The sequence below is a fragment of the Streptomyces lunaelactis genome (genome assembly GCF_003054555.1).
Classification (GTDB): Bacteria; Actinomycetota; Actinomycetes; order Streptomycetales; family Streptomycetaceae; genus Streptomyces; species Streptomyces lunaelactis.
The window spans coordinates 790,674-814,718 of sequence record NZ_CP026304.1 but is presented as its reverse complement, the minus strand read 5'-3'; the positions used below and the strand labels follow the sequence as shown (position 1 = coordinate 814,718).

Sequence of the window (24,045 nt, the reverse complement as noted above, 5' to 3'; positions counted from 1 at the left end):
GCCTCAGGACTCGACGGCCTTGACGTCTCCGGCTGCGATCGCGGCCAACAGGGCCGCGTAGTCGACGGCGTTCTGGTCGGCGTAGCGCAGGGCGAACTCGGACATCGCCCGCTCGAAGGTGTCGGCGCTGCCGAGATAGGAAGCGACGGCGATCCGGTCGCCGGAGCGTGCGTGGGCACGGGCGAGGGCGGCGCCGCACAGTTTCGCGTAGTCGCGGAGCACGGCCGGCGCCATGTCGTCGACATCGGCGGAGCCCTTCATGTCACGCAGTTGCCGCCAGTAGAAGTGGCGGCCGGCGGGACCTCTCACCCAACCGAGGAAGATGTCGCTCGCGGCCTGCAGCAGACGCTGTCCCACGACCACCCGGTGTCCCTGATGTGCGTATGCGCTCCTGGGGAGATGAGCCTCCAGCACGGACCTCTCGGCCTCTTTGATCTGGAGGAAGAGCGGGTCGTCGGCATCCCGTCCCTCCAGCAGGACGATGAAGCAACGGGTGCCGACGCTGCCGACACCGACGACCTTCCGGGCCACGTCGATGAAGCGGTAGCGGTCGAGCAGCATGCGCCGCTCCTCGCTGAGTGTGCTGCGGTAGTCCATGAAGATCTTGAGCAGGGCGGAGACGTCGGGTGCCCTCACCGGTTCCAGCAGCGGCGGGTCGCTGATGATCCGCCGCCGTCCCTCGACGGTCTCCGTGAGTTGGGTGAGGGCCTTGAGGCTGGTGCGGCGACGGGCGCGTGAGGGGCCCGCCTTGAGCTGCCGGCGCCGCATTTTCTGTACGAGCGGAAGCAGCTCGCGGGTGTCGAGCCGCTCGTACCAGACGTCGAGTTCACCGAACTCGGCCAGCCGTCGCATCGACAGCCGGTAGGCCTGCGCCGCGCCGAGCGCGGCCCGTCTTGCCTCGGCGTCGGACTGGCCGTTGGAGCGGGCGGCGACGGCCACGCTCGCCACGAGGCGTTTCACGTCCCATTCGAAGGGGCCGGGAAGCGTCTCGTCGAATTCGTTGAGGTCGAAGAGCAGGGAGCGCTCGGGAGAGGCGAACACGCCGAAGTTCAGCAGATGGGCGTCGCCGCAGAGTTGGACGTGGAGACCGGTGCGCGACTGGGTGGCCAGATCGGCGGCCATCACCGCGGGCGCTCCGCGCAGAAAGGCGAACGGGGAGGCGGCCATCCGCCCGTAGCGGATCGGCGCCAGCTCGGGGACGCGGCTGGCGGCCTGCCGCTCCAGGATCACGAGCGGGTCGAGTCGGTCGGCCCCCGGGATCCACAGTCCGTGCGAGGACCGCGAGGCCTGGTTGCGGGCGGCTTTCCCCCGCTGCGCCTGCTCGGACGGAGTGCCCATGTCTTCCGCCTCCCTCCGAATCCCGTGGGTACCGGTCGCCGGTGCCGTGCAGGAAGAGCCTCCCTCCGTTGCCGCCCGGCAGCCCGGCGCGCGGCGCGAACGGGTGAGCGCCGGCCTCCCGGAGCGCTCCCTCAGCCCTGACCTCTCACCGTAATGCGCGATAAAAGTCGCAAAGCTATGCTGCCCGAGGACGGCATGGCCGACTGACCGGGTCTCCCGGTCCCTCCTCCGGAGCGAGCACATGTCAGGACGGGACTGGCCAGTGATCGGACCGGCCGAGAGGCTGGCCCTCAATCGCATGGGCAGCTTCGACTGGGATCTGCAGAGCGGGATCTTCGAGCTCGACAGGGCCGGGATGGCAGTCTTCGACCTGGGGCCGGGGGAGTACGACGGCAGACCCGAGTCGCTCAGCTCCCGGGTGCCTCCCGAGGAGCGCCTGCGGCTCGACGCGGCGGTGGATCAGGCCATCGAGAGCGGCCGGTCCTCCTACGGCGCGTACTTCCAGGTCAGACGGCGCAACGGGATCCGGCAGTGGACGCACGCACGGGGGCGCATCCTGCGCGATGCGCAGGGCAACCCGTACCGAGTGGTCGGCATCGTGCGCAACGCGTCGACGGAGCTCACCGAATTCACGGTGATCAGCCCGCTGGAGGCGGGCCGGCAGCGGATGACCGCCATGGTCCAGAGCACCACGGAGGCGCTGTCGAAGGCGGTCACCGTGGACGATGTCACCGCGGTGCTGACCGGCACCAGCGGCCTGGAACGCTTCGGTGCGGACGGGCTCGCCCTGGCCCTGGTCGACGGCTCCGCACTCAAGATCATCGCAATGTCCGGCACATCGATGGAAGTCCTGGCCGACCTGAAGCTCAACCGTCTGGACGAGTCGCTGCCGCTCGCCGAGGCGGTGCTCACCCAGCAGCCGCGATTTGTGACCTCGCTGTCCGATCTCGCCGGCCGGTTTCCGAAGCTGGCGCCCTACGTCCGCCGGCTGGGGCTGGACGCGGCGGCCTTTCTGCCCCTGGTCGCCCAGGCCCGTCCCATCGGAGGCCTCGCGCTCTTCTACCGGGGCCGTACCAGCTTCCCCGCCGAGGACCGCGCCCTGTGCCTGGGGCTGGCGGGAATCGTCGCCCAGTCCCTGCAGCGAGCCATTCTCTTCGACCAGGAACGGGAGTTCGCGACCAGCCTGCAGGCCTCCATGCTGCCGCGCCACATCCCGGAGTTCGCGGGCGCGGAGATCGCGGTGCGCTACCACGCGGCGTGGAGCGGCAGGGAGGTGGGCGGTGACTGGTACGACGTCATCGCGCTGCCCCGAGGACGGGTCGGGATCGTCGTGGGCGACGTCCAGGGACACGACACCCACGCCGCCGCCATCATGGGCCAGTTGCGCATCGCTCTGCGCGCCTACGCGGCGGAGGGCCACGACCCCTCCACCGTGCTGGCACGGGCCTCGCGCTTCCTCGCCGAACTGGACACCGAACGCTTCGCCACGTGTACGTACGCCCAGGTCGACCTCGAGTCGGGAGGGGTACGGGCCGTGCGCGCGGGCCACTTGGGGCCGCTGATCCGGCATACCGACGGGCGGGTCGGCTGGCCGAACCTGCGCGGGGGACTCCCGCTCGGCCTGGCCACGGTGTTCGAGGATGAGGAGTTCCCCGAGTCCCGGCTCGACCTCGTGCCCGGCGAGTCCCTCATTCTGTGCACCGACGGCCTCGTCGAGGAACCGGGCCTCGACATCACGGCCGGGATGGACGCGCTCGCCGACGCTGTGCGCACGGGTCCCGCGGAGGGGGGAGCGCTCGCCGACCATCTGTCGGACCGGCTGTGGCAGCGGTGGGGCACCGGCGACGATGTCGCGCTCCTCGTGCTGCGGCGAGCACCCGACCCCGGGACCCATCGGGCGCCCCGGATCCACCAGTACGTCCACCAGGCCGACCCCGAGGGGCTGGCGGAGGCCCGCACCGCGCTGCGGCACGCGCTCGAGGACTGGGGTCTGGAGGCGCTGGCGGACGACGTGGAACTGGCCGCCGGGGAACTGCTGGTGAATGTGCTCCTCCACACGGAGGGCGGCGCGGTCCTCACTCTCGAAGTCCTGCCGGAACCGGTCCGTCGCGTGCGGCTGTGGGTCAAGGACCGCTCCAGCGTCCGGCCACGCCGGAGGTCGCCCGGTGAGGCGGCGACGTCCGGGCGGGGCCTGCTGATGATCGACGCGGTTGCCGCGCGCTGGGGTGTGGAGCCGAGGGGTGAGGGCAAGGCGGTCTGGTGCGAGTTCGTCCCACCCGACGCCGGCTTCGGCGGCTGACCTCGGACCGCGATGCCCTCGCCCGGCGAGCCGGGATTCACCCGAACGGATGTGGCCGGGTGGTCGCAGCACCAGGCGCCACGGACGCTCGGACTGACGTCGACGAAGGAGTCCCCATGGCCCGGACAGCGACTCCGCCCAGCGCCCCGTGCGACTCCGGCCACAGTGGCAGCGGTGGTGCATGGGCGGCGGGGGCACTGTGTACGGGCCGTCCGAAGCCGGCGGTCTGAGGACAAGGAGCCGACCGTGTCCGATCCGAAGCCCGAGCTGGTGGACCTGGCCGCGGCCGCGTACATCTACGGCTATCCGCTGGTCCATGACCTCAGCACGGTCGAGACCACCACCCGGAAGGGCTTCGGCATCGTGCCCGCCGGCCCGTTCAACGCCTTTGCGCACGCACCCCAACTCGCCGACGCGAGCGCCAAGTTCGTGTCCGTCAACAACGACACCGTCTATTCGCTCGCCCAGCTCGACCTCTCCGGCGGTCCGCTGCTCCTCCATGTTCCGGATTGTCAAGGCGCCTACTACGTCCTGCAGTTCGTGGACGCCTGGACCAACAACTTCGCCTACCTCGGACGCCGGGCGACGGGAACGGAGGAGGCCACCTGGCTGATCGCGCCGCCCGGCTGGACCGGCACCCCGCCCGAGGGCGTCCGGGTCATCGACTCGCCCACCGCGGTCGCCTCGATCGTCGGCCGCAGCGCCTGCGACGGCCCCGAGGACATGGCCCGGATCACGGCGCTCCAGCGGCAGCTCACGCTCACACAGCTGGAGCCGGGCGCCGGATCGGGGCTTCCGCAGCCCGACCCCGATGTGCCCGAACCGCTCCGCTTCTTCGAGCAACTGCGGGTCTGGATGGCCGACTTCCCGCCCGCGCCGCGCGATGCCGCGTATCAGGACCGCTTCCAGCCGCTGGGTCTGCTGGAGGAAGGGCCCTCGCCGTACGTCCAGGCCGACCCCGGCCTCGTACACGCGCTGGAAGCCGGTCTGGCACAGGGCAGGGCGCGGCTCGAGGCGGCCGCCCATCCGCCGACGGACCCCGAACACCCGCCCGGCGTCTGGGACGTGAACCTGCATCTCTTCGACTACAACGTCGACCACCTCGGCCCCGGCACCCTTGACGAGGACCGCTGGAAGATCCCCGACCGTCCCACCGCCCACCTCACCAGGGCAGTGGCCGCCCGCGTCGGCCTCTGGGGCAACCACGCGTACGAGGCGGTCCACGCGCAGACCTTCAGCGACTCGGCCGGGGCACAGCTGGTCGGCTCGACGTCGTACACCCTGCACTTCGAACAGCCGCCGCCGGTCGACGCCTTCTGGTCGGTCACGATGTACGACACCCCGGACTACCACCTGGTCGACAACCCCATCGGGCGCTACTCGATCGGCGACCGCACCCCCGGCCTCGTATACGGCGACGACGGCTCGCTCACCCTGCTGCTCCAGCACGAGCGGCCGGCCGACGCCTCGAACTGGCTGCCCGCCCCTCTCGGTGCCTTCAGGCCGGTCATCCGCCTCTACTCGCCCGGGGCGCCGGTCCTCGACGGCAGCTATCAGCTTCCGCCGATCCAGGTCACGGCGTAGGGCACCGCAGCCGTTCGCCGTGGACGGGCGCGCCCTCGACGCTGCTGCGGTCATGGACGACCCTGACGACCGTGCGCGCCTCGGTTCCGACGGTCACATCGAAGACCTGGCCGTGCCCGGCGACCGGAAGCAGCCGGGCGCCGGGGAGCGCGGCCGCGACAGTGGCCGCGTAGCGCTCCATGACCGGGTCGTAGGTGATGACGGTCGGGCCCTGGGGCCGTGGCAGGCCCGGCCGGGCCGGGGCGAACTCGACCGCGTAGCCACCTGCACGCAGTGCTCGGGCGACCTCCGGATCGGTGACCCGGAGCCGAAGGGAGGCCGGGGCGAACTCGACCGGCACGTCGTTGCTCGGCCGGATACGGGAGTCGCCGGTGATCGGCCGGTCCTCGCGCAGCGCGGCCCACAGAGCGGCGGAGCGCGCCTTGTCCCACAGCAGGGTGGAGCCCCACTGCGGTACGCGGTGGTCGAACTCCGAGATGGGCACGGTCGCGAACTCCGTCTGCCGTGCCTTGAGCCGGCCGAGCATCCAGCCCAGGCGGACCAGGTCCTGTGCGCCGGTGCCGGCGTCGGTGCGTACGGACTTCAGCAGTTTGTGGGCGGTGCGGGCCGCGGCGGCCGGGTTCTCGAGGGCTCCTTCGTCCCTGAGCCGGGACAGCATCTCGACGAGCACGCGCTGCTGACGGCGGACCCGGCCCAGATCGCCGGGCGGGGAGACATGGCGGGCGCGGACGTAGCGCAGGGTGCGGCTTCCGTCCAGGTGGTGGGTACCCGCAGCCAGCTTCAGTCCGGAACCGAGGTCGTGCAGGGCGGTGTCCGTGCACACCTTCGCCCCGCCGAGGCGGTCGACGGTGTCGGCGAAGCCGGTGAAGTCGGTTTCCAGATAGTGATCGATCCGGAGACCGGTCTCTTTCTCCACCGTCCGTACCGCCAGATCTCCACCGCCGTGCGCGAAAGCGCCATTGATTTTCCCGGAGTGCCGGGGGTGTGTGTGATCGGCGAATTCCACATAGGAGTCGCGGGGGATGGAAACCACGCTCATGCGCTGTGAGTTCTCGGCGATGTGCACGACCATCATCACGTCGGTGCAGTTGCATTCCTCGCCGCCGACGTGCAGGCGCTTCTTGTCCTCGGCGGAGATGCCGGTGCGCCGGTCGAGTCCGACGAGCAGAACGTTGGTGCCGTTCTCATGGGTTGCGGCCGGCGAGGGACCACGGGGACTGTTTGTCGCCCACATGGACCCACCTGACGCGAGCGCGGCGACCACAACAGCCGTGACAGCGAAACTGCGCACAGAGGACTCCTCCGACATCGTATCCCGGCCAATTCGATGACGGAATCACGGATTCTTGTCCGAAGTGCGTATTTCGCGGCGAGTCCGTAGCGAGGTGTCGGGCGAGAGACCGCGCGCCGGGTTCGGCGGGCGGCCCCTTCGCTCCGGTCAGCCGGTGATCAGACGGTGATGATCGCCGGGTCGCTCACGCCGGGCAGGCCGTTCTCCACATGTCCGGCGAACCTGCGCAGGAACGTACCGTCCGTGCTGGACACCACGCTCAGGTCGTACCAGCGCTTGCTGCCGCGCAGGTCCACCGTGTGGACCAGGCGTGCGCCCTTGCGCACGGTGAACGTCTTGCACCTCCCGCCGTACGCGTTGGTGAGGCTGAGACGGCAGTCGGCTCCGGTGTTCGTCATGGTCAGCTCGACGCGGCCGCTGCTCGCGACATGGCGGGCGGTCACCTCGGCGCCGGCGGTGGTGCCGGCGCCCTTGAAGGTGCGCAGGAAGCCGTTCGGGCCGAACACCGACAGGTCGTACACGCCCTTCGAGTAGGCCGTGTTCCAGGTGTCGGAGAGCGTCTTTCCCGCTTCTGTGGTGTACGTCCACGGCCCGTCCGTGCGGTTCCCCGACGTCACCGAGAAGAACGCACCCGCCTTTGCGCCGCCGCTGAACGTGAGCGTGAAGCGCCCGGTCGAGGGCGTCGCTGCCCCGTCCACCAGCGGCGCGTAGGGCAGCGGGCGAGCGGGCCGCGAACCGCGCTCCTGCTTGGGCAGCACAGGATTGACGGGCGGCTTGGGTACGTAGCTGTTGTGCCGTTCGCGGTCCGGGGGCTCGTATCCGTCCGTGTCCGGCAGCGAGGCGGGCCTGGTGTCCTTGAGGCCGAAGTCGAACGCCGAGGTCAAGTCGCCGCAGATGGCGCGGCGCCACGGCGAGATGTTCGTCTCGCCGACGCCGAAGCGGCGCTCCATGAACCGGACGATCGAGGTGTGGTCGAAGACCTCGGAGCAGACGTAGCCGCCGGTGCTCCAGGGGGAGACGACGAGCATCGGGACGCGCTGGCCGAGGCCGTAGGGCCCGGCGGCGTAGGTGGCGTTTCCGCCGAACTGGTCGAGCTTGCCGTCCGCGGTGGACAGGCCCTGCGCGGCGGAGGCCGGCGGATAGGGCGGGGTGATGTGGTCGAAGTAGCCGTCGTTCTCGTCGTATGTGATGAAGAGCGCGGTCCTGCTCCACACCTCGGGGTTGGAGGTGAGGGCGTCCAGCACCTGCGCGATGTACCAGGCGCCGTAGTTCGCGGGCCAGTTGGGGTGCTCGGAGAAGGCCTCCGGGGCGGCGATCCAGGAGATCTGGGGGAGCTTCCCGGCCTTCACATCGGCCTTGAGGAGGTCGAAGTAGCCGTCGCCGTTCTTCACGTCGGTGCCGGTGCGCGCCTTGTTGAACAGCGGATCGCCGGGCTTGGCGTTGCGGTACTTGTTGAAGTACAGCAGGGAGTTGTCGCCGTAGTTCCCGCGATAGGCGTCCTCGATCCAGCCCCAGGAGCCGCCCGCGTCCAGGCCGTCGCCGATGTCCTGGTAGATCTTCCAGGAGATCCCGGCCGACTCCAGCCGCTCGGGGTACGTCGTCCAGTCGTACCCGAGCTCGTCATTGCCGAGGACGGGGCCGCCGCCCTTGCCGTCGTTGCCGGTGTGGCCCGACCACATGTAGTAGCGGTTGGGGTCGGTGGCTCCGATGAACGAACAGTGGTAGGCGTCGCAGACGGTGAACCTGTCGGCGAGCGCGTAGTGGAACGGGATGTCCTCGCGCGTCAGATACGCCATCGTGCCCGGGGACTTGGCGGGAATCCACTGGTCGTACTTGCCGTGGTTCCAGGCCTTGTGGCCGCCCTGCCAGTCGTGGTTGAGGCCGGCGATGAACTGCATGCCGAGGTCCTCGGCGTACGGGTGGTAGGGCAGCACGTCCTTGCTGCCGTCCGACTGGTGCCAGACCGACTTGCCGCTGGGCAGCGTCACCGGGCGCGGGTCACCGAAACCGCGTACGCCTTTCAGCGCGCCGAAGTAGTGGTCGAACGAACGGTTCTCCTGCATCAGTACGACGATGTGCTCGACGTCCTGGATGGTGCCGCAGCGGCGGCTCGCCGGGATGGCGGCGGCGCGGTCGATGCTGCTCGACAGGGCCGAGAAGCCCGCGGTCGCGCCGGCTATCTGCAGGAAGCGGCGCCGATTGAGTTCAGGCATGAGTGTGGGGTCCTCTTGGAGTGTGAGGAAACAGGAGTCAGCGGAGTGTCCAAGAGGAGCGAGTGGAAGGGAAGGGGCCGTGTCGTCCGCGCGAAAGGGCGAGGTACTCGCCACGAACAGCGCGCCCGGCGGGTGCTCTTCGCGGAGGGCGAGGCGAGACCCGGGGCGAACGCACCTGCCGAAGGTCAGAGCCAGCCGTTGCGGCGGAACGCCCGGTGGATGACGAAGCAGGCGACCGCGATGACACTCAGGACGTACGCGTATCCGTACGTCCACTTCAGCTCCGGCATGTGCTCGAAGTTCATTCCGTAGACACCGCAGACCATGGTCGGCACGGCCACGATCGCCGCCCACGCGGTGATCTTGCGCATGTCCTCGTTCTGGGCGACGGTCACCTGGGCCAGGTGGGCCTGCAGGATCGAGTCGAGCAGGGCGTCGAAGGAGGCGACCTGCTCGGTCACGCGGTCCAGGTGGTCGGCGACGTCCCTGAAGTACCTGCGGATCTCCCGGTCGGCCAGGAGGCCGGGGTCGGTGGCCAGCGCCTGCAGAGGGCGGTCCAGCGGTGTCACGGCCCGCTTGAGTTCCAGCAGTTCCCGCTTGAGCTGATAGATCCGGCCGGCGTCGCCGCGGCCGGCATGCTCGGCGAAGACCGCGGTCTCCATGACGTCGATATCGTCCTGCACGGCCGCGGCGACGCCGAGATAGTCGTCGACGACGTGGTCCGCGATGGAGTGCAGGACGGCGAGGGGGCCCTTGGCCAGCTGGTCCGGAGAGGCTTCCAGCGCTTCCCGCAGCGGGCCGAGAGAGCCGTGCATGCCGTGCCGGATCGTGATCACGAAGTCGGGTCCGGCGAAGACCATGAGCTCACCGGTGTCCACGACCTCGCTGGTGGCCGTCAGCTCCGCGTGCTCGACATAGCGGACGGTCTTGAAGACCGCGAACAGCACATTGTCGTAACTCTCCACCTTCGGCCGCTGATGGGCCAGTACCGCGTCCTCCACGGCCAGCGGGTGCAGACCGAACAGCTCGGCGAGCGAGGCGAATTCCTGCTGACTCGGTTCGTGCAGGCCGATCCACACAAAGCCGCTGCGCGATTTACGGACCCGTCGGACGGCCTCGTCGGCGGGACAGTCGCCGGTCTGCCGCTTGCCGTCCTGGTAGACCACGCATTTCACCACCGAGCTGCCGAGCGGGGACCGGGCCGGGTGGCTGAGGTCCACGGTTCGGTGGTAGGCCCGGCGCACCACGCGGCGGAGCTTGCGGATCATGGGCACGGCGGCCTCCTTCGGTGGATCGGCGGCCAGTTTGCCACCGTCCGGACCGGGGTGCGTGACGGGGTGCCGGAATGCAGGTCCGTCGTACGACTCCGGCGGACCCTCAATGATGACGAACGGCGGCCCGCAGGCCGCCGCCGTCCCCTTCTCATTCGTCGGCATACACATCACCCTCCGCGTACACCCCAGGTTTTTCGGGTCGGGCCACGGGCATGCGCAATTCGCGCTCGCAGCGCATCATGCGAGACAGAGGAGGTTGTCCGATGGCGCAGCAAGCCGACGAGGGACGTGACCGCGGTCGGGACGAGACGCCGGAAGAGCGGGCGGACCGGCGCTGGGGTGACCTTCTGCAGGAATTGCGGGTCGCCCAGACCGGAGTGCAGATTCTCTTCGGATTTCTGCTGACGGTCGTTTTCCAGTCGCGATTCACCGATCTCTCCGAGACCGACCGTGACATCTATACGGCCACCGTGCTGATGGGGGCGGCGACGATGGGCGCGCTCATCGGGCCGGTGTCGTTCCACCGGCTCGTGACCGGGCAGCGCCTCAAGCCGCAGACGGTCGAGTGGGCCTCACGCCTCACCCTTCTCGGGCTGGTGCTCCTGCTGTGCACGATGGCATCGGCGCTGCTGCTCATTCTCCGGGTGGTCCTGGACGACAGCCTCGCCCTGTGGCTCGTCGTGGGGATGGTCGTCTGGTTCAGCCTCTGCTGGTTCGTACTCCCGGCCTGGACCCGCGCCACCAATCCGACCGTCAAGCAGCGCGAGTGACGGGCACAATTCATAAACCGCTGTCGATCAACTGCGCGGAGTGCCCGGAACATTGGGAGACGCGAGTGAGTTGTGCGAGGGGTGGGGCGGGTGCAAGCCCCTGTGGGCATGGCGGTACTCTGCGCGCACCGCCAGATGGGTGGCGCGGTAACCGTGGAGGATTTTGTGTCAACAATCAACAGATCGTGGCGGCGCTCGGGAGCCCTCATAGCGGTCGCGACGGCCGGCGTTTTCGGTGTCGGCCTGACCGCCGGCTCCGCACAGGCGCACACCCCGGTGTGGGACGTGACCTGCACCGAGGTCAGCATTCACCTCAAGGCCTACAGCGGCAACGCCGAGAACACCGTGAACGTCACCGTGGACGGCAAGGACCTGCTCCCCGCCGAGTCCTTCAAGCAGAGCTTCCAGAAGACGCTCGAGCTCCCCAAGCACGACAAGGAGCTGACCGTCCGTCTCATCGTGAAGGCGGGCGACGGAGACCAGTTCTCGCGCGACGAGACCAAGCAGGCGCCGGTGTGCGAGGACAACACCCCGACGCCGTCGGCCACGCCGCCGACCACCCCCCCGGCCAAGCCCACGCCGACGCCGAGCAGCACGCCGAGCGACACGCCGAGCACCGCCACCAGCTCCGCCGAGGTGCCGCCGTCGGCCGCGCCGAGCACCACTCCCGGTGACCTGGCCGAGACGGGCTCCTCCAGCTCCACGCCGCTGATCGCCGGCGCTGCCGCCGTGGTCATCGTCGCGGGCGGCGGCATCATGTGGGCCGCGCGCAAGCGTCGCAGCGTGCAGCACTGACGCCGAGCACGGACATACGAGGGGCGGGCGGGCCGTCGGGGGACGGCCCACCCGCCCTGCTGCGTTCTCAGGCCGCGGCCGGCGTGTAGTGGGCGGCCTCGTCGCCCTCGACGACGCGGCCGAGTTCGCCGTCGACACTGACCGGGACATCGCCGGCGACCGTCACCCGGTGCAGCAGACGCGGCAGGTCGCCGTAGTCGTCCTGTGCGTAGTGCGCAGCGCTTCGGGGAGATCCCGGTAGGCGGCGGCGGAGTTGGCGATCAGGGTGTTGCCGCCGTAGGGACGAGCCGGCCTGCCGGGCGCTCCAGGCCGTAGTGGTCGCGCAAGGTGTGACCGCTGTACTCGGTACGGAAAAGACCGCGTTCCTGCAGCAGCGGAATCACCTGGTCGACGAAGACCTCGAGACCGCCGGGCAGATACGGCGGCATGATGTTGAAGCCGTCCGCGGCGCCCTGCGTGAACCACTCCTCCAGCTGGTCCGCGATCTGCTCGGGCGTACCGGCGAAGACCCGGTGGCCGCGGCCGCCGCCCAGCCGTGCGATCAGCCGGCGGATGGTGAGCTTTTCGCGCCGGGCGAGGTCCGCGACCAGCGTGAAGCGGGACTTGTTGCCGTTGATGTCCTGCTCCTCGGGGAGCTCGGGCAGCGGACCGTCGAGCGGCAGATCGCTCAGATCGGTGCCGAGCATCCCGGAGAGCTGCTGCAGCCCGTACTCGGGGACCTGCAGGCCCGTCAGTTCGTCCTCGAGCGCCAGCGCCTCGGCCTCGGTACCCCCGATGATGGGGCAGATCCCCGGGAGGATCTTCAGCTGGCCGGGCGTGCGGCCGTACTTCGCCAGCCGTGACTTGAGGTCCTTGTAGAAGGTCTGGCCGTCGGCGAGGGTCTGCTGGGCGGTGAACACCGCCTCGGCGTAGCGGGCCGCGAACTCCTTGCCGTCCTCCGAAGAGCCGGCCTGCACCAGCAGCGGGTGGCCCTGCGGCGAGCGCTGCACGTTGAGCGGCCCGTCGACCCGGAAGTGCTTGCCGCGGTGCGCGATGGGACGTACCGCACCGTCCTTGGTGTAGACACCCCGCTCGCGGTCGACGACCGGAGCGTCGTCGGTCCAGCTGTCCCACAGCTCCTTGGTCACATCGAGGAACTCGGCGGCACGCTCGTAGCGCAGGGCGTGCTCCAGATGCTCCTCGCGGCCGAAGTTCCTGGCCTCGGCGACATTCCCGGAGGTGACGATGTTCCAGCCGGCGCGCCCGCCGCTGAGGTGGTCGAGCGAGGCGAACTTACGAGCCACATGGAACGGCTCGTTGAAGGTGGTGGAAACGGTGGCGATCAGACCGATGCGCTCGGTGGCGACGGCCAGCGCGGACAGCAGCGTGAGCGGCTCGAAACCGCCGACAGCGTTGTAGCGGGCATTGCCCCACAGGGCGACGCCGTCCGCGAGGAAGAGGGAGTCGAGTTTCCCGCGCTCGGCTATTCGGGCCAGCTCCTGGAAGTACGAGAGATCGGTGATCCGCTCGGGCTGGGTGTGCGGGTGACGCCAGGCGGCGTCGTGATGGCCGGCGTTCATGAGGAACGCGTTGAGATGGAACTGGCGTGGGGTGTCGGCGGACATGGGCGGTTCCTCAGTTTCCGGTCGGGGTGCGCCAGGAGGTGAAGCGGCGCTCGAGAGCCACGAGCAGCTGGTTGAAGGCCACGCCGATGGCGGAGATGGTGATGATCCCGGCGTACATCTCGGGGATGGCGAAGTTGAACTGCGAGGCGTTGACGAGATAGCCGAGCCCGGCCTTGGCGCCCACCATCTCGGCGGCGACGAGCACCAGGATGGCGACCGCGCCGGCCAGCCGGATGCCGGTGAAGACGGTCGGCACGGAGGCGGGCAGGATCACCTTCTGGAAGATCCTGGGCGCCGGCAGATCCATCGACTTGGCGAGCCTCAACAGGGTCGGATCGACGCTGCGTACGGCGCTGATGGTGTTGAGCAGGATCGGCCAGGTGCAGGCGTAGAGCACGATGGAGATCTTCGAGGTCTCGCCGATGCCGAGCAGCAGGACGAAGACCGGCAGCAGGGCGAGCGCCGCCGTGTTGCGGAAGACCTCCAGGAGCGGCCCGAGGAGATCGGCGAGCGGCCGGTACCAGCCGATCAGCAGCCCCAGCGGTACGGAGATGGCGACCGCGAGCCCGAAGCCGGCGAAGGACCGGCCGAGGCTGGCCTGCGCGTGCTTGGCCAGCTGTCCGTCCAGGAGCAACTGCCACCAGGCGACGGCGACTTCGGAGAACGGCGGCAGGAAGGTCCGGTCGACCAGGCCGAGCCGGGGTGCCGTCTCCCACACCGCGAGCAGTACCGCGATCGCGATGGTGCGGGTGACGGCGGTCAGCAGGATCCGGCCGGCACGGCGGGCGGGGGCGGGCAGTACGCGGTGCGGTGCCGCGACCGCCGGCCCGGCGTGCTGCGCCGCGCCGCTCACATCGACGGCAGTCGCGAGCGCTTTCTCGGTGGTGATGCTCATAGCGTGGCGGCCTCCCTCTCCTCTTGCTGGGCCCGGCTGACCTCGTCGCGCAGCAGGTTCCAGATCTGGTGGCGGTGGTGCGCGAACTCTGGGCTGGAGCGCGGATCGGTGTCGGAGCTGCGGTCCCCGAGGCCGATCGGCACGACCTCCTTGATCCGGCCGGGGCGGGAGGTGAGAACGGCGACCCGCTGTCCGAGGTGGACCGCCTCGTCGATGCCGTGCGTGATGAAGACGATGGTCTTTCCGGTGCGCTGCCAGATCCGCAGCAGCTCGTCCTGGAGGGACTCGCGGGTCTGCGCGTCGAGGGCGGCGAACGGCTCGTCCATCAGCAGCACATCGGGGTCGTACGCGAGACTGCGGGCGATCGCCACGCGCTGGCGCATACCGCCGGAGAGCTCGTGCGGATGCCGGTCCTCGAAGCCGGTGAGCCCGACGAGCGCCAGATACTCCCTGGCCCGCTCCGCCCGCTCGCGGCGGGGCACATGGGTGGCTTCCAGGCCGAACTCCACATTGCCCTGGGCGGTGCGCCAGGGGAGCAGGGCGTACTGCTGGAAGACGATGCCCCGGTCCAGACCGGGCCCGGTGACGGGCTTGCCGTCCAGCAGGATCTGGCCGCTGGTGGGCTCGGAGAGTCCGCCGAGGAGATCGAGCAGGGTGGACTTCCCGCAGCCGCTCGGGCCGACGACAACCACGAACTCACCGTCGGCGATGTCGAGGCCGATCCCGTCCAGCGCGGTGACGGGCCGCTGTTTTCCGCGTACGGGGAAGGTCTTGCCGACCCCTTGGAAGCTGATCTTCGCGGTCATGGGGTCAACTCGCCTTCGTGGCACGGATGTCGTTGTACTCGTTGGTGTAGAGGTCCTCGACGTGCACCTGGCCGGACTTGACGTCGCCGCGCTCGGTCAGCCAGTCGGCCCAGACCGACAGCTCCGTCTCCGCGATCCGGCCGCCGGGCGCCGAGACGCCGTAGGAGCGCCAGTACTTGAGCGCGTCCGCGCTCTCGCTGCGCTTCCGCTTGGCGACGATCTCGGTCATCCGCGCGACGACTTCCTCGCGGGACGTGGTGCGGGACCAGTCCAGGGCCTTGCCCACTCCGGTGACGAAGGTCCGTACCGTCTCCGGGTTCTGCTCGATGAAGCGGTCGGTCAGGATGTACGTACCGGCGCTGAAGGCCCCGCGCAGATCGAAGTCGCTGAAGAGCTTGCGCACGCCGCCGGTCTCCAGCGCCTTGTCGCGCAGGATGCCGCCGAGGACGGCCACGTCGATCTGGCGCTGGCGCAGGGACTGTTCGGTGTTGACGGGAGGGACGACGATCCGCTCGACCCGCTCGGCCTCCGCCCGGCTCAGCCCGTTCATCTTGAGGTAGATGTCGAGCATCGCCTCGGCGTGGGCGCCGAGGGTGTTCATCCCGGCCTTCTTGCCGATCAGGTCTCGGGGTGAGCGTATGGCGCTGTTCTCGGCCACGTAGAAGCCGCTGTAGGCGTACTTGTCGGAGCCGTAGTAGCTGATGACGGCCTTGATCGGGGCCTTGCGGGCGGCGAGCTTGACCACGGCGCCGTTGAAGGCGCCGCCGAAGTCGGTCTGGCCGGACGCGGCGGACTGGATGTCCTGCGGGCCGCTGATGGTGTTGCCCACCCAGTCGAGCTTCAGATCGCCCAGGTAGCCGAGGTCCGCGGCGAGTTCGGGCGGGGTGACCGCACCGGACGAACCCTGGTAGCGGAGCTTGTCGGTGTTCCGGCTGCTGCTGCCTGCTGCTGTGCCGCAGCCTGCGGCCGCCAGTGCGGAGATGCCGGTGAGCACAAGGAAGTTGCGTCGGGATGTGGTGTGCACGTCGGGTTCCTTCAGTGGCTGCGGGAGGCGGGCGTCGCCGCACCGTGGACGTGGGAGGGGAGTGACTCGATGAACTCGTCGACCACGTCGAACAGCCGGAGTTCGGCCTCGGGGCGCAGCTGCGCGCCGCCGCCGGGCAGCGGCTCGACATGGCTGTCGAGGAGGAAGGAGCCGGCGACGACATGCCGGGCTCCGAGCGCCGAGAGGACCGGACGCAGTGCGTAGTCGATGGTCAGTACGTGCGCCAGGCTGCCGCCCGTGGCCAGCGGCAGAACCGTCTTGCCGGCCAGGCCGGACTGCGGCAGCAGATCGAGGAAGGCCTTGAGCAGTCCGGTGTAGGAGGCCTTGTAGACAGGTGTGGCCACGATCAGTCCGTCCGCGGCGGCTATCTGTTCGGCCGCCGCGCGCAGGGCGGGGGAGTCGGACCGGCCGGACAGCAGCTCGGCGGCGGGCAGTTCACGCACCTTCAGATGGCCGGCGTCGAAGCCGGTGACGGACAGTCGCTCGACCGCGTGCTCGACCAGCAATTCGGTGCGTGAGTTCACGGAGGGGCTTCCGGAAACAGCCAGGATGGAGGTCATCAGTCATTCCGTTTCGGGGTACGCGAAGATGCCTGAAACGTCGCGCCAAAAGTGCTTCGCTTTCAGGAAAGGGTGATGAAAATCGGCAGATGAATTGTGGGAAAGGTCTGCCGATGGAATTACCGAAGGGCCCGACCGGAGGTGCTCAGCCTGCCCTGACCCCCATGAAGAGGGGGCTCGGTGCGGGAAAAGAAGTCAGCTGTGCGTGTTTCAGCGGCCGGCGGCACAGAGTGCGCTGGCGTGCCGTCGAAGATCGACGTGCAGGTGCGATACGAGAATGTCAGCTTGACTCACACCCGAGAGAATGGCAGCGATTTCCGGTCACGTCAATGCGCGCCGTAAATCGTCTCGCATGGTGAATTGTTACAGCTTTCATTCGCGAATATGGCGCGCACTGATGGGCCGTCAGGGGCGGCGTCGGACCCCTTCCGCCGCCCGGCGTCAGCCTGCCGGTGCCCGCTGTTCTCCCCAACGTTCCCACCGCCCCCTGGTGCGTTGGTTCGAGCGCCGCGATGCTGTCCGCAGACAGCCCTTACTGCGTGCTCAACCAGCCGTATTCAGGAGTAGTTGTGGACCCAGGCAGAGCAAGACGCTCCGTCGTGCTGTTCGCGACGGCGTCCGCACTGGCGGCGGGGGCGTTATCCCCCGCCGTCGCTGATTCCACCCCCGACCCCCGTCCCCGTGACCGGGCCGAAGTGCTGCGGCCCCTCGCGCCGCCGCCCGCGAGCGGCCCGGCCGGACGGCCGAGATCCGTCGCGGACGGCGACGGCATCGAGACCGCGCGCAGCTCCCGGCCGATCGCTCCGGGCATCCGGCTCACCTCGTACGACCGGCTTGAATCGGACAAGTGGCTGCGCGTCGACGCGCTCTTGGCCGACCTCGACGGCACCGGCGCACAGGCCGACTACCTCTCCTCCGGCACGGTCGCGGACCGCCGCTCCGTCTCCGAACTCGCCGCCCGGCACGACCCGGGCAAGGGTCGCCGTACGGTCGCCGCGATCAACGCGGACTTCTTCGACATCAACCAGACCGGCGCACCCCAGGGCCCCGGCATCAAGGACGGCAAGCTCACGCACTCGCCGGCCGCCGGCGCCAACCGGGCCGTCGGTATCGGACCCGAGAGTGCCGGACGCGTCCTGCAGCTGTACTTCGACGGCACGGTGACGCTCCCATCCGGTTCGCACCCGCTGAACGCGTACAACGCCGCGAATGTCCCGGCAGGCGGGATCGGCGCCTACAACGCCGCCTGGGGAACCGCCGACCGGGCCCTGACCGTCGACACGGCGACCCCCGTCGCCGAAGCGGTCGTACGGGACGGCAGGATCGTTGCCGTCGCCGACCGTCCCGGCACCGGGGCGATCGCCGCGGACACCACCGTGCTCGTCGGCCGGGAGGCCGGAGCCGGGCTGCTGGCCGCGCTGCGTCCGGGCGACCCGGTCTCGCTCGAGTACCGGCCGCGCACCGACAGCGGACCCGTTCCGCGCACCGCCGTCGGCGGCCGCGAACTCCTCGTCGTCGACGGGGTGCCGCTGAACCACGAGGGCGAGGGCAACAACACCGCCGCGCCCCGTACCGCCGTCGGCTTCTCGAAGGACGGGCGCGCGATGCAGGTCGTCACCGTCGACGGCCGGCAGGCCGACAGCGGCGGCGTCACCCTCACCGAACTCGGCCTGATGATGAAGAAGGCCGGTGCGTACAGCGCGCTCAACCTCGACGGCGGCGGCTCCTCCACACTCGTCGCCCGAGAACCGGGCAGCGACGCCCTCCAGGTCGAGAACAGCCCCTCGGACGGCAGCGAGCGGACGGTCCCCAACGGCCTCGCGCTCACCGCGCCCGACGGCAGCGGACGGCTGCGCGGCTTCTGGGTCGAGACCCGGACGCCGGCCGGCAGCGCCCCCACCGCCGACCCGGTCAAGGGCGGCCACCCCGAGCGGGTGTTCCCCGGTCTGACCCGCCGGCTCACCGCCGCCGGTTACGACGAGACGTACGGACCGGCTGCCGGGACCCCGCACTGGCGGGCCGTACGGCCCTCGACAGGACAGGTCGACGACCACGGCGTGTTCCGGGCGTGGCGCAGCGGCACCACCGAGATTCGCGCGGAACGCGCGGGCGCCCACGGCAGCACCGAACTGACCGTGCTCGACGACCTCGCCCGGATCGAGCCGACCACCCGCCGCGTCGGCCTCGCGGACGGGAGCGCCACCGGCACCTTCGGCATCCTCGGGCTCGACGCCCAGGGCAACAGCGCGCCCGTGGAGCCGGCGGACGTGAAACTGGCCTACGACCACGCGCTGTTCGACATTCGCGACGACGGCAAGGGCTCCTTCACCGTCAAGTCCCTTACGGGCAGCGGCGCCGGACAGATCACGGCGACGGTCGCCGGCGTCACCACCGGCCTCGCCGTCAGCGTGGGCCTCGCCGAACAGCCGGTCACCGCCTTCGACGACGCCGCGTCCTGGACCTTCAGCCAGGCGCGCGCGAGCGGCTCGGTCGCGGCCACGCCCGAGGGGCAGAGCGGCACCGGTCTGGAGCTCAGCTACGACTTCACGCAGTCGACCGCGACCCGGGCCGCGTACGCCAACCCGCCGCGGCAGATCGCAGTCCCCGGCCAGCCGCAGTCCTTCACGCTCTGGATCAAGGGCGACGGCAAGGGCGCCTGGCCGACGCTGCACCTCAAGGACGCCGCAGGCTCCGACCAACTGCTGCGCGGGCCGTACGTCACCTGGACCGGCTGGCGGCAGGTGACCTTCGCCGTGCCGCCGGGGGCCGCGACGCCGCTGTCGGTGTACCGCTTCTATCTGGCCGAGACCGCGGCCGCCAGGCAGTACACCGGGAGGATCGTGATCGATGGCCTCAGCGCACAGGTGCCGCCAACCGTCGTGCTGCCCGAACAGCCGCGTACGGCCGATCCGTTGATCGACCCCGCTGCCGAGACCGAGGGCAGGGACTGGCAGTTCGCGGTCGTGTCCGACGCGCAGTTCGTCGCCCGTGACCCGGACAGCGCGATCGTGGCGCAGGCGCGCCGGTCACTGCGCGAGATCAAGGCGGCGCGGCCCGACTTCCTCGTCGTCAACGGCGACCTGGTCGACGAGGGCTCGCCTGCCGACCTCGCCTTCGCGCGCCGCGTGCTCACTGAGGAGCTGGGGGACGAGCTGCCCTGGTACTACGTGCCGGGCAACCATGAGGTGATGGGCGGGAAGATCGACAACTTCGTCGCCGAATTCGGTCCGGCACAGCGGACGTTCGACCATCGCGGCACCCGGTTCCTGACCCTGGACACCTCGAGCCTGAGCCTGCGCGGCGGGGGCTTCGCCCAGATCAAGGGAGTGCGCGCCCAGCTCGACGCGGCGGCCAAGGACCCGGGCATCGGCTCGGTGATGATCGTCGAGCATGTTCCGCCGCGCGATCCCACCGTCCAGAAGGGCAGCCAGTTGAGCGACCGCAAGGAGGCGGCGCTGATCGAGCAGTGGCTCGCGGAGTTCCGCCGTACGACCGGAAAGGGCGCGGGGCTCATCGGCAGTCATGTCGGTGTCTTCCACGCCGAGCACGTGGACGGCGTGCCGTACTTGATCAACGGCAACTCGGGCAAGTCTCCGGCGGGCCCGGCGGACGAGGGCGGGTTCACCGGCTGGTCGCTGGTCGGTGTGGACGAGGTGTCGCGGGGTGAGCAGACGGTCGGCAGGCTCAGGCCGTGGGAGGGACGCCCGGACTTCGTCTCGGTGCAGACCCGAGCGCATGTCGACGGACTCGCGCTCGACGCGCCCGCCGTACTGAGCCCCGGACACGCGGCTGACGCCGGGGCGACGGTGACGCAGGGTCCGCGGCGGGTCCCGGTGACGTTCCCGCTGAGCGCGGACTGGACAGGCTCGCCGAACCTGTACATCGGCGCGCCGGAGGATGTCCGGCACCGGCACGCGGCCGCGTTCGACCCGACGACGGGCCGCCTCACGGCGCTGCGCCCCGGGACGGTCACGCTGGCGGTGACGGTGGCAGGAGTCACGCAGCGCGCGGAGATCCGCATCGCGGCGGAGGGGGTGACGGGAGCGGCGGCCTGGGCTCGCCGTGCGTGAAGCACCCGCAGCGGGCAGCCTTGGTCGTGAGCGCTGCGGAGGAGGTGGTTCTCCTTGTCGGATCCGACCGCCTCCGGGGCCAGGCCGCCTGCCTCCGGCGCCGCGCCGCCCGCATCCCGTCTGATACGAAAGCCCGACGAACAGGCACCACCGCGCACGCCGAGTACAGGAGCACCATGACCGCCGCACGCCCGAGCATTCTCTACGTCACCGATCTCGGCTACGAGGCGAAGGGCCGCCGCTACTGCGACGAGGACATCCGGCTCTCCGGATGCCTGCGCGAGGATTTCGACATCGCCCTGTGTCATCCGTTGGACGCGGCGCGCCTGATGGGCTCCTTCGACGCGGTCGTCGTACGCAACAGCGGCCCCGTGCTCCACTACCAGCGCGAGTACGACGCCTTCCGCACACTCGCCCGGCAGTCCGGCACGCGGCTCTACAACCCGCCGACGGGCCGCGCCGACATGGCGGGCAAGCAGTATCTGGTGGAGCTGAGCGCGGCCGGATTTCCGGTCATACCGACCGTGGACCACGGCGAGGATCTCGGACGGCTGCCGCGGGCCGATGAGTACGTCGTCAAACCCAAGCTCGGCGCAGACTCGATAGGGATGGAGTTCGTCGGCCGGGACCGGCTCGGGGAGCTCGGATACGGGGACGTCCTGGTGCAGCCGAGGATCCAGTTCCGCTACGAGGTGTCGTTCTACTTCGTCGACCGGGACTTCCAGTACGCCCTCTACGCCCCGCGCCCGGAGCGCCGCTGGGAACTGGAGCGGTACGAACCGGGCCCGGGGGACCTGGAGTTCGCGCAGCGGTTCGTCGACTGGAACACCCTGGACCACGGCATCCAGCGCGTCGACGCCTGCCGGGCCCCGGACGGCGAGCTGCTCCTCGTCGAGCTGGAGGATCTCAATCCGTATCTCTCGCTGGACCTTGTCGCGGAGGGCGTGCGCGCGGCCTTCGTCGCGCGGATGAAGGCCTCGCTCCGCGACTTCCTCGGCGGCTGATCCGCGGTTGATTCCCGGGGCATTCGGGGGTCTCAGCCACCGAGCCCCAGTTCGCCGTCTCCGAGCGGTGCGAAGAACCGGGCCACGTCCGCGTCCGTCACCTCCGAAAGCTCGGCCGGCGACCAGCGCGGCCTGCGGTCCCTGTCGATGACCTGCGCGCGGATGCCCTCCACCAGGTCGGGCGAGGACAGTGCCGCGCACGAGACGCGGTACTCCTGGTCCAGCACCTGCTCCAGTGCGCCCAGTTCCCGGGCCCGCCGCAGCGCGGCGAGGGTCACCTTGAGGGAAGTCGGCGACCTGGTGAGGATCGTCTCGGCCGCCTCTTTCGCCGCCGGCTCGCCACAGTCGAGGAGCCGGCCGACGATCTCCTCCACCGAGTCCGCGGCGTAGGAATCGTCGATCCACGCGCGCTGCCCGGCCAAGTCACCCTCGGGGGCGGGCTGCGCACACCGCCGTACGGCCTTCGCCACATCGAGCTCGGCGAGCGATGCGGCGAGCTCCGTCAGCCGCCGCGACGGTATGAAGTGGTCGGCGAGCCCGCACAGCAGTGCATCGCCGGCGCCCACCGCCGCGCCGGTGAGGGCGAGATGGGTGCCCAGCTCGCCGGGTGCCCGCGCCAGCAGATGTGTACCGCCGACGTCCGGCACGAAGCCGATGCCGGTCTCGGGCATGGCGAGATTCGAGCGTTCTGTGACGATCCGGACATCGCCGTGCGCGGACACTCCGACACCGCCGCCCATGACGATGCCGTCCATCAGCGCCACGTACGGCTTGGAGTAGCGGGCGATACGGGCGTTGAGGCGGTACTCGTCCCGCCAGAAGGCGGCGGACTCGCGGCCGCCCGCCCGCGCGTCGGCGTGGATGGCGCGGATGTCCCCGCCCGCGCAGAGCCCGCGCTCACCGGCTCCCGAGACGACCACGACGGAGACGGCATCGTCCCGCTCCCACGCGGCGAGGGCCGTATCGATCCGGCGGACCATCGCGTGGGTGAGTGCGTTGAGCGCCCGCGGGCGGTTGAGGGTGATGTACCCGGCGCGGCCCTCGGTGCGCAGCAGTACGGAGTCGTCGGGGGCCATCGGATGTTCCTTCCGGGGCGGATCGGGGCGGATCGGGGCGGATCGGGGCGGATCAGGGGGGTTCCTGGGTGGATCTTCTCGACCCATACTCGCTCACGTCGATGACGGGCCGAGAGGGCGGGGGAGGACTGTCCGTTCGAGCTCTTCCCGCCAGTCCGACCAGTCGGTACGTTCGGGTGAGCTGGGTACCGGCAGGCCGAAAGCCGGCCCGAGGCGACGGAGGACGCCATGTCAGAGCGTGCACCACAGATCGACGGCCACTGCGACGAACGGTTCCGGGCCGTGCGCGCCGCCTTCGAGGAGAACATCAGCGAACGCGGCGAACTGGGCGCGGCCGTAACCGTGCTGCTCGACGGGGAGCCCGTCGTCGACCTGTGGGGAGGCTGGGCCGACGAGGCACGCACCCGCACCTGGGAGCGCGAGACGCTGGTCAACGTGTGGTCGACGACCAAGGGCCCCACCGCCCTGTGCGCGCATCTGCTCGCCGACCGCGGGCTGCTCGATCTGGACGCGCCCGTCGCCGCCTACTGGCCGGAGTTCGCCGCGGCCGGCAAGGCGGCCATCCCCGTACGCCAGCTGCTCTCGCACCGCGCCGGTCTGTCCGGGCTGCGCGAACCGCACTCGCTCGAGCAGCTCTACGACTGGGAGCTCACCACTTCGCGCCTCGCGGCCACCGAGCCCTGGTGGGAGCCGGGCACCCAGTCCGGGTACCACGCGATGACGTACGGGTTCCTGGTCGGTGAGGTCGTCCGGCGTATCACCGGACAGCTCCCGGGGGACTTTCTGCAGCAGGAGGTCACAGGACCGCTCGGCATCGACTTCACCATCGGGCTGCCGGAGAAGGAGGCCGGGCGCGCCGCCGAGCTGGTGCATCCGCCGGCCGCGTCCGGCAGTGAACAGGCCGCCATCTTCGCCCAGTTGCAGCCGGCCGCTCTGGCGGCCCTGGTCAACCCCGTCGTCGGTGCGACCGAGGCCAATACGCCGGCGTGGCGCGCCGCCCAGATCCCCGCCGCCAACGGCCACGGCACGGCCCGTGCCGTCGCAGCGCTCTACGGGATCTTCGCCGGCCGCGGCGAGTTCCAAGGCCGGCGCGTGCTGTCCCCGGAGGCCGCCGAACGCGTCCGCGAAGGCCAGGGCAGCTGCCGGGACCTGGTGCTCGGCGCGGGTTTCGAGAACGAGACGGAGGTGGCGCTCGGCCTCTGGCTGAGCGGCAGGAACGGCTCGTACGGCCCCAACCCCCGCGCCTTCGGCCACGACGGCTTCGGCGGCTCCTGCGGCCTTGCCGACCCGGAGGCGGGCCTCAGTCTGGGCTACGTCATGAACCGCATGGGCCCTCATATCGCCGACGACCCGCGGAAGATGGCACTGATCGACGCGCTCTACCGGTCGGTGGGGTGACCGTCCCGCCCTGCCGGCTGCCC

17 protein-coding genes are annotated in these 24,045 nt (G+C 70.1%); 7 read left to right on the top strand and 10 right to left on the bottom strand.

Annotation, left to right across the window (positions count from 1 at the left end; translation table 11 throughout):
• Positions 1 to 3: 3 nt before the first annotated feature.
• Complete coding sequence (locus tag SLUN_RS03600) at positions 4 to 1,338, bottom strand: DUF2252 domain-containing protein (protein WP_108147117.1); 1,335 nt, start codon at positions 1,336 to 1,338, stop codon at positions 4 to 6.
• 241 nt (positions 1,339 to 1,579) lie between these two features.
• On the opposite strand from SLUN_RS03600, the gene SLUN_RS03595 reads away from it, so the two are divergent.
• Both SLUN_RS03595 and SLUN_RS03590 read left to right on the top strand, forming a co-directional pair.
• Positions 1,580 to 3,637: a SpoIIE family protein phosphatase gene (locus SLUN_RS03595; protein WP_108147116.1), complete on the top strand. Its 2,058-nt coding sequence runs from the start codon at positions 1,580 to 1,582 to the stop codon at positions 3,635 to 3,637.
• A gap of 246 nt (positions 3,638 to 3,883) precedes the next feature.
• Positions 3,884 to 5,221: a DUF1254 domain-containing protein gene (locus SLUN_RS03590; RefSeq protein WP_257153651.1), complete on the top strand. Its 1,338-nt coding sequence runs from the start codon at positions 3,884 to 3,886 to the stop codon at positions 5,219 to 5,221.
• Here SLUN_RS03590 and SLUN_RS03585 read toward each other — a convergent pair.
• From SLUN_RS03585 to SLUN_RS03575, 3 genes are all read right to left on the bottom strand, one after another.
• Positions 5,211 to 6,512, bottom strand: a complete 1,302-nt coding sequence (locus SLUN_RS03585) for an LCP family protein (RefSeq protein WP_257153650.1) — start codon at positions 6,510 to 6,512, stop codon at positions 5,211 to 5,213. The two genes, SLUN_RS03590 and SLUN_RS03585, sit on opposite strands and share 11 nt — an antisense overlap.
• Before the next feature lie 158 nt (positions 6,513 to 6,670).
• A complete protein-coding gene (locus SLUN_RS03580; RefSeq protein ID WP_108147113.1) occupies positions 6,671 to 8,725 on the bottom strand; it encodes a phosphocholine-specific phospholipase C in 2,055 nt (684 codons plus the stop codon).
• Between the two features lie 185 nt (positions 8,726 to 8,910).
• Entirely contained in the window at positions 8,911 to 9,993 is a 1,083-nt protein-coding gene (locus SLUN_RS03575; protein ID WP_108154499.1) for a magnesium and cobalt transport protein CorA, read from the bottom strand.
• Between the two features lie 269 nt (positions 9,994 to 10,262).
• Between SLUN_RS03575 and SLUN_RS03570 the strand changes: the two genes are divergently transcribed.
• Positions 10,263 to 10,769 carry a DUF6328 family protein gene (locus tag SLUN_RS03570; protein ID WP_108147112.1) on the top strand — a complete coding sequence of 169 codons (507 nt, stop codon included), beginning with the start codon at positions 10,263 to 10,265 and terminating at the stop codon, positions 10,767 to 10,769.
• 165 nt (positions 10,770 to 10,934) lie between these two features.
• The gene (locus tag SLUN_RS03565; RefSeq protein WP_159100174.1) at positions 10,935 to 11,564 is read left to right on the top strand and encodes an LAETG motif-containing sortase-dependent surface protein; all 630 of its coding nucleotides are present in this window, start codon (positions 10,935 to 10,937) and stop codon (positions 11,562 to 11,564) included.
• A gap of 260 nt (positions 11,565 to 11,824) precedes the next feature.
• Here SLUN_RS03565 and SLUN_RS03555 read toward each other — a convergent pair whose 3' ends face one another.
• From SLUN_RS03555 to ssuE, 5 genes are read right to left on the bottom strand one after another with little or no spacing between them, the layout of a single operon-like run.
• Positions 11,825 to 13,168 carry an LLM class flavin-dependent oxidoreductase gene (locus SLUN_RS03555; protein ID WP_108147111.1) on the bottom strand — a complete coding sequence of 448 codons (1,344 nt, stop codon included), beginning with the start codon at positions 13,166 to 13,168 and terminating at the stop codon, positions 11,825 to 11,827.
• 10 nt (positions 13,169 to 13,178) lie between these two features.
• A complete protein-coding gene (locus SLUN_RS03550; RefSeq protein WP_108147110.1) occupies positions 13,179 to 14,063 on the bottom strand; it encodes an ABC transporter permease in 885 nt (294 codons plus the stop codon).
• Positions 14,060 to 14,869: an ABC transporter ATP-binding protein gene (locus tag SLUN_RS03545; protein ID WP_108147109.1), complete on the bottom strand. Its 810-nt coding sequence runs from the start codon at positions 14,867 to 14,869 to the stop codon at positions 14,060 to 14,062. The genes SLUN_RS03550 and SLUN_RS03545 overlap by 4 nt, the downstream gene beginning before the upstream one ends.
• A 4-nt stretch (positions 14,870 to 14,873) precedes the next feature.
• Entirely contained in the window at positions 14,874 to 15,893 is a 1,020-nt protein-coding gene (locus SLUN_RS03540) for an ABC transporter substrate-binding protein (RefSeq protein ID WP_108147108.1), read from the bottom strand.
• A gap of 11 nt (positions 15,894 to 15,904) precedes the next feature.
• Positions 15,905 to 16,474: an NADPH-dependent FMN reductase gene (gene ssuE / locus SLUN_RS03535; RefSeq protein WP_108147107.1), complete on the bottom strand. Its 570-nt coding sequence runs from the start codon at positions 16,472 to 16,474 to the stop codon at positions 15,905 to 15,907.
• A 569-nt stretch (positions 16,475 to 17,043) separates the two neighbouring features.
• Here ssuE and SLUN_RS03525 point away from each other — a divergent pair.
• On the top strand, positions 17,044 to 20,544 hold the full coding sequence (locus SLUN_RS03525) for a phosphodiester glycosidase family protein (protein WP_371413805.1): 3,501 nt from the start codon (positions 17,044 to 17,046) through the stop codon (positions 20,542 to 20,544).
• Between the two features lie 176 nt (positions 20,545 to 20,720).
• Positions 20,721 to 21,548 (top strand): ATP-grasp domain-containing protein, encoded by an 828-nt coding sequence (locus SLUN_RS03520; RefSeq protein ID WP_108147104.1) that lies wholly within the window; start codon positions 20,721 to 20,723, stop codon positions 21,546 to 21,548.
• Between the two features lie 32 nt (positions 21,549 to 21,580).
• Here the strand turns inward: SLUN_RS03520 and SLUN_RS03515 are convergent, their stop codons facing one another.
• Positions 21,581 to 22,624 (bottom strand): enoyl-CoA hydratase/isomerase family protein, encoded by a 1,044-nt coding sequence (locus SLUN_RS03515; RefSeq protein WP_108147103.1) that lies wholly within the window; start codon positions 22,622 to 22,624, stop codon positions 21,581 to 21,583.
• 228 nt (positions 22,625 to 22,852) lie between these two features.
• Here SLUN_RS03515 and SLUN_RS03510 point away from each other — a divergent pair, with 228 nt between their 5' ends.
• Positions 22,853 to 24,022, top strand: a complete 1,170-nt coding sequence (locus SLUN_RS03510) for a serine hydrolase domain-containing protein (RefSeq protein ID WP_108147102.1) — start codon at positions 22,853 to 22,855, stop codon at positions 24,020 to 24,022.
• Positions 24,023 to 24,045: the final 23 nt, after the last annotated feature.

Excerpts from the sequence above, each read along its gene's own strand:
- SLUN_RS03600 (WP_108147117.1), bottom strand. The coding sequence starts at position 1,338 with ATGGGCACTCCGTCCGAGCAGGCGCAGCGGGGGAAAGCCGCCCGCAAC.
- SLUN_RS03595 (WP_108147116.1), top strand. The coding sequence starts at position 1,580 with ATGTCAGGACGGGACTGGCCAGTGATCGGACCGGCCGAGAGGCTGGCC.
- SLUN_RS03580 (WP_108147113.1), bottom strand. The coding sequence starts at position 8,725 with ATGCCTGAACTCAATCGGCGCCGCTTCCTGCAGATAGCCGGCGCGACC.
- SLUN_RS03575 (WP_108154499.1), bottom strand. The coding sequence starts at position 9,993 with ATGATCCGCAAGCTCCGCCGCGTGGTGCGCCGGGCCTACCACCGAACC.
- SLUN_RS03570 (WP_108147112.1), top strand. The coding sequence starts at position 10,263 with ATGGCGCAGCAAGCCGACGAGGGACGTGACCGCGGTCGGGACGAGACG.
- SLUN_RS03555 (WP_108147111.1), bottom strand. The coding sequence starts at position 13,168 with ATGTCCGCCGACACCCCACGCCAGTTCCATCTCAACGCGTTCCTCATG.
- SLUN_RS03550 (WP_108147110.1), bottom strand. The coding sequence starts at position 14,063 with ATGAGCATCACCACCGAGAAAGCGCTCGCGACTGCCGTCGATGTGAGC.
- SLUN_RS03545 (WP_108147109.1), bottom strand. The coding sequence starts at position 14,869 with ATGACCGCGAAGATCAGCTTCCAAGGGGTCGGCAAGACCTTCCCCGTA.
- ssuE (WP_108147107.1), bottom strand. The coding sequence starts at position 16,474 with ATGACCTCCATCCTGGCTGTTTCCGGAAGCCCCTCCGTGAACTCACGC.
- SLUN_RS03520 (WP_108147104.1), top strand. The coding sequence starts at position 20,721 with ATGACCGCCGCACGCCCGAGCATTCTCTACGTCACCGATCTCGGCTAC.
- SLUN_RS03515 (WP_108147103.1), bottom strand. The coding sequence starts at position 22,624 with ATGGCCCCCGACGACTCCGTACTGCTGCGCACCGAGGGCCGCGCCGGG.
- SLUN_RS03510 (WP_108147102.1), top strand. The coding sequence starts at position 22,853 with ATGTCAGAGCGTGCACCACAGATCGACGGCCACTGCGACGAACGGTTC.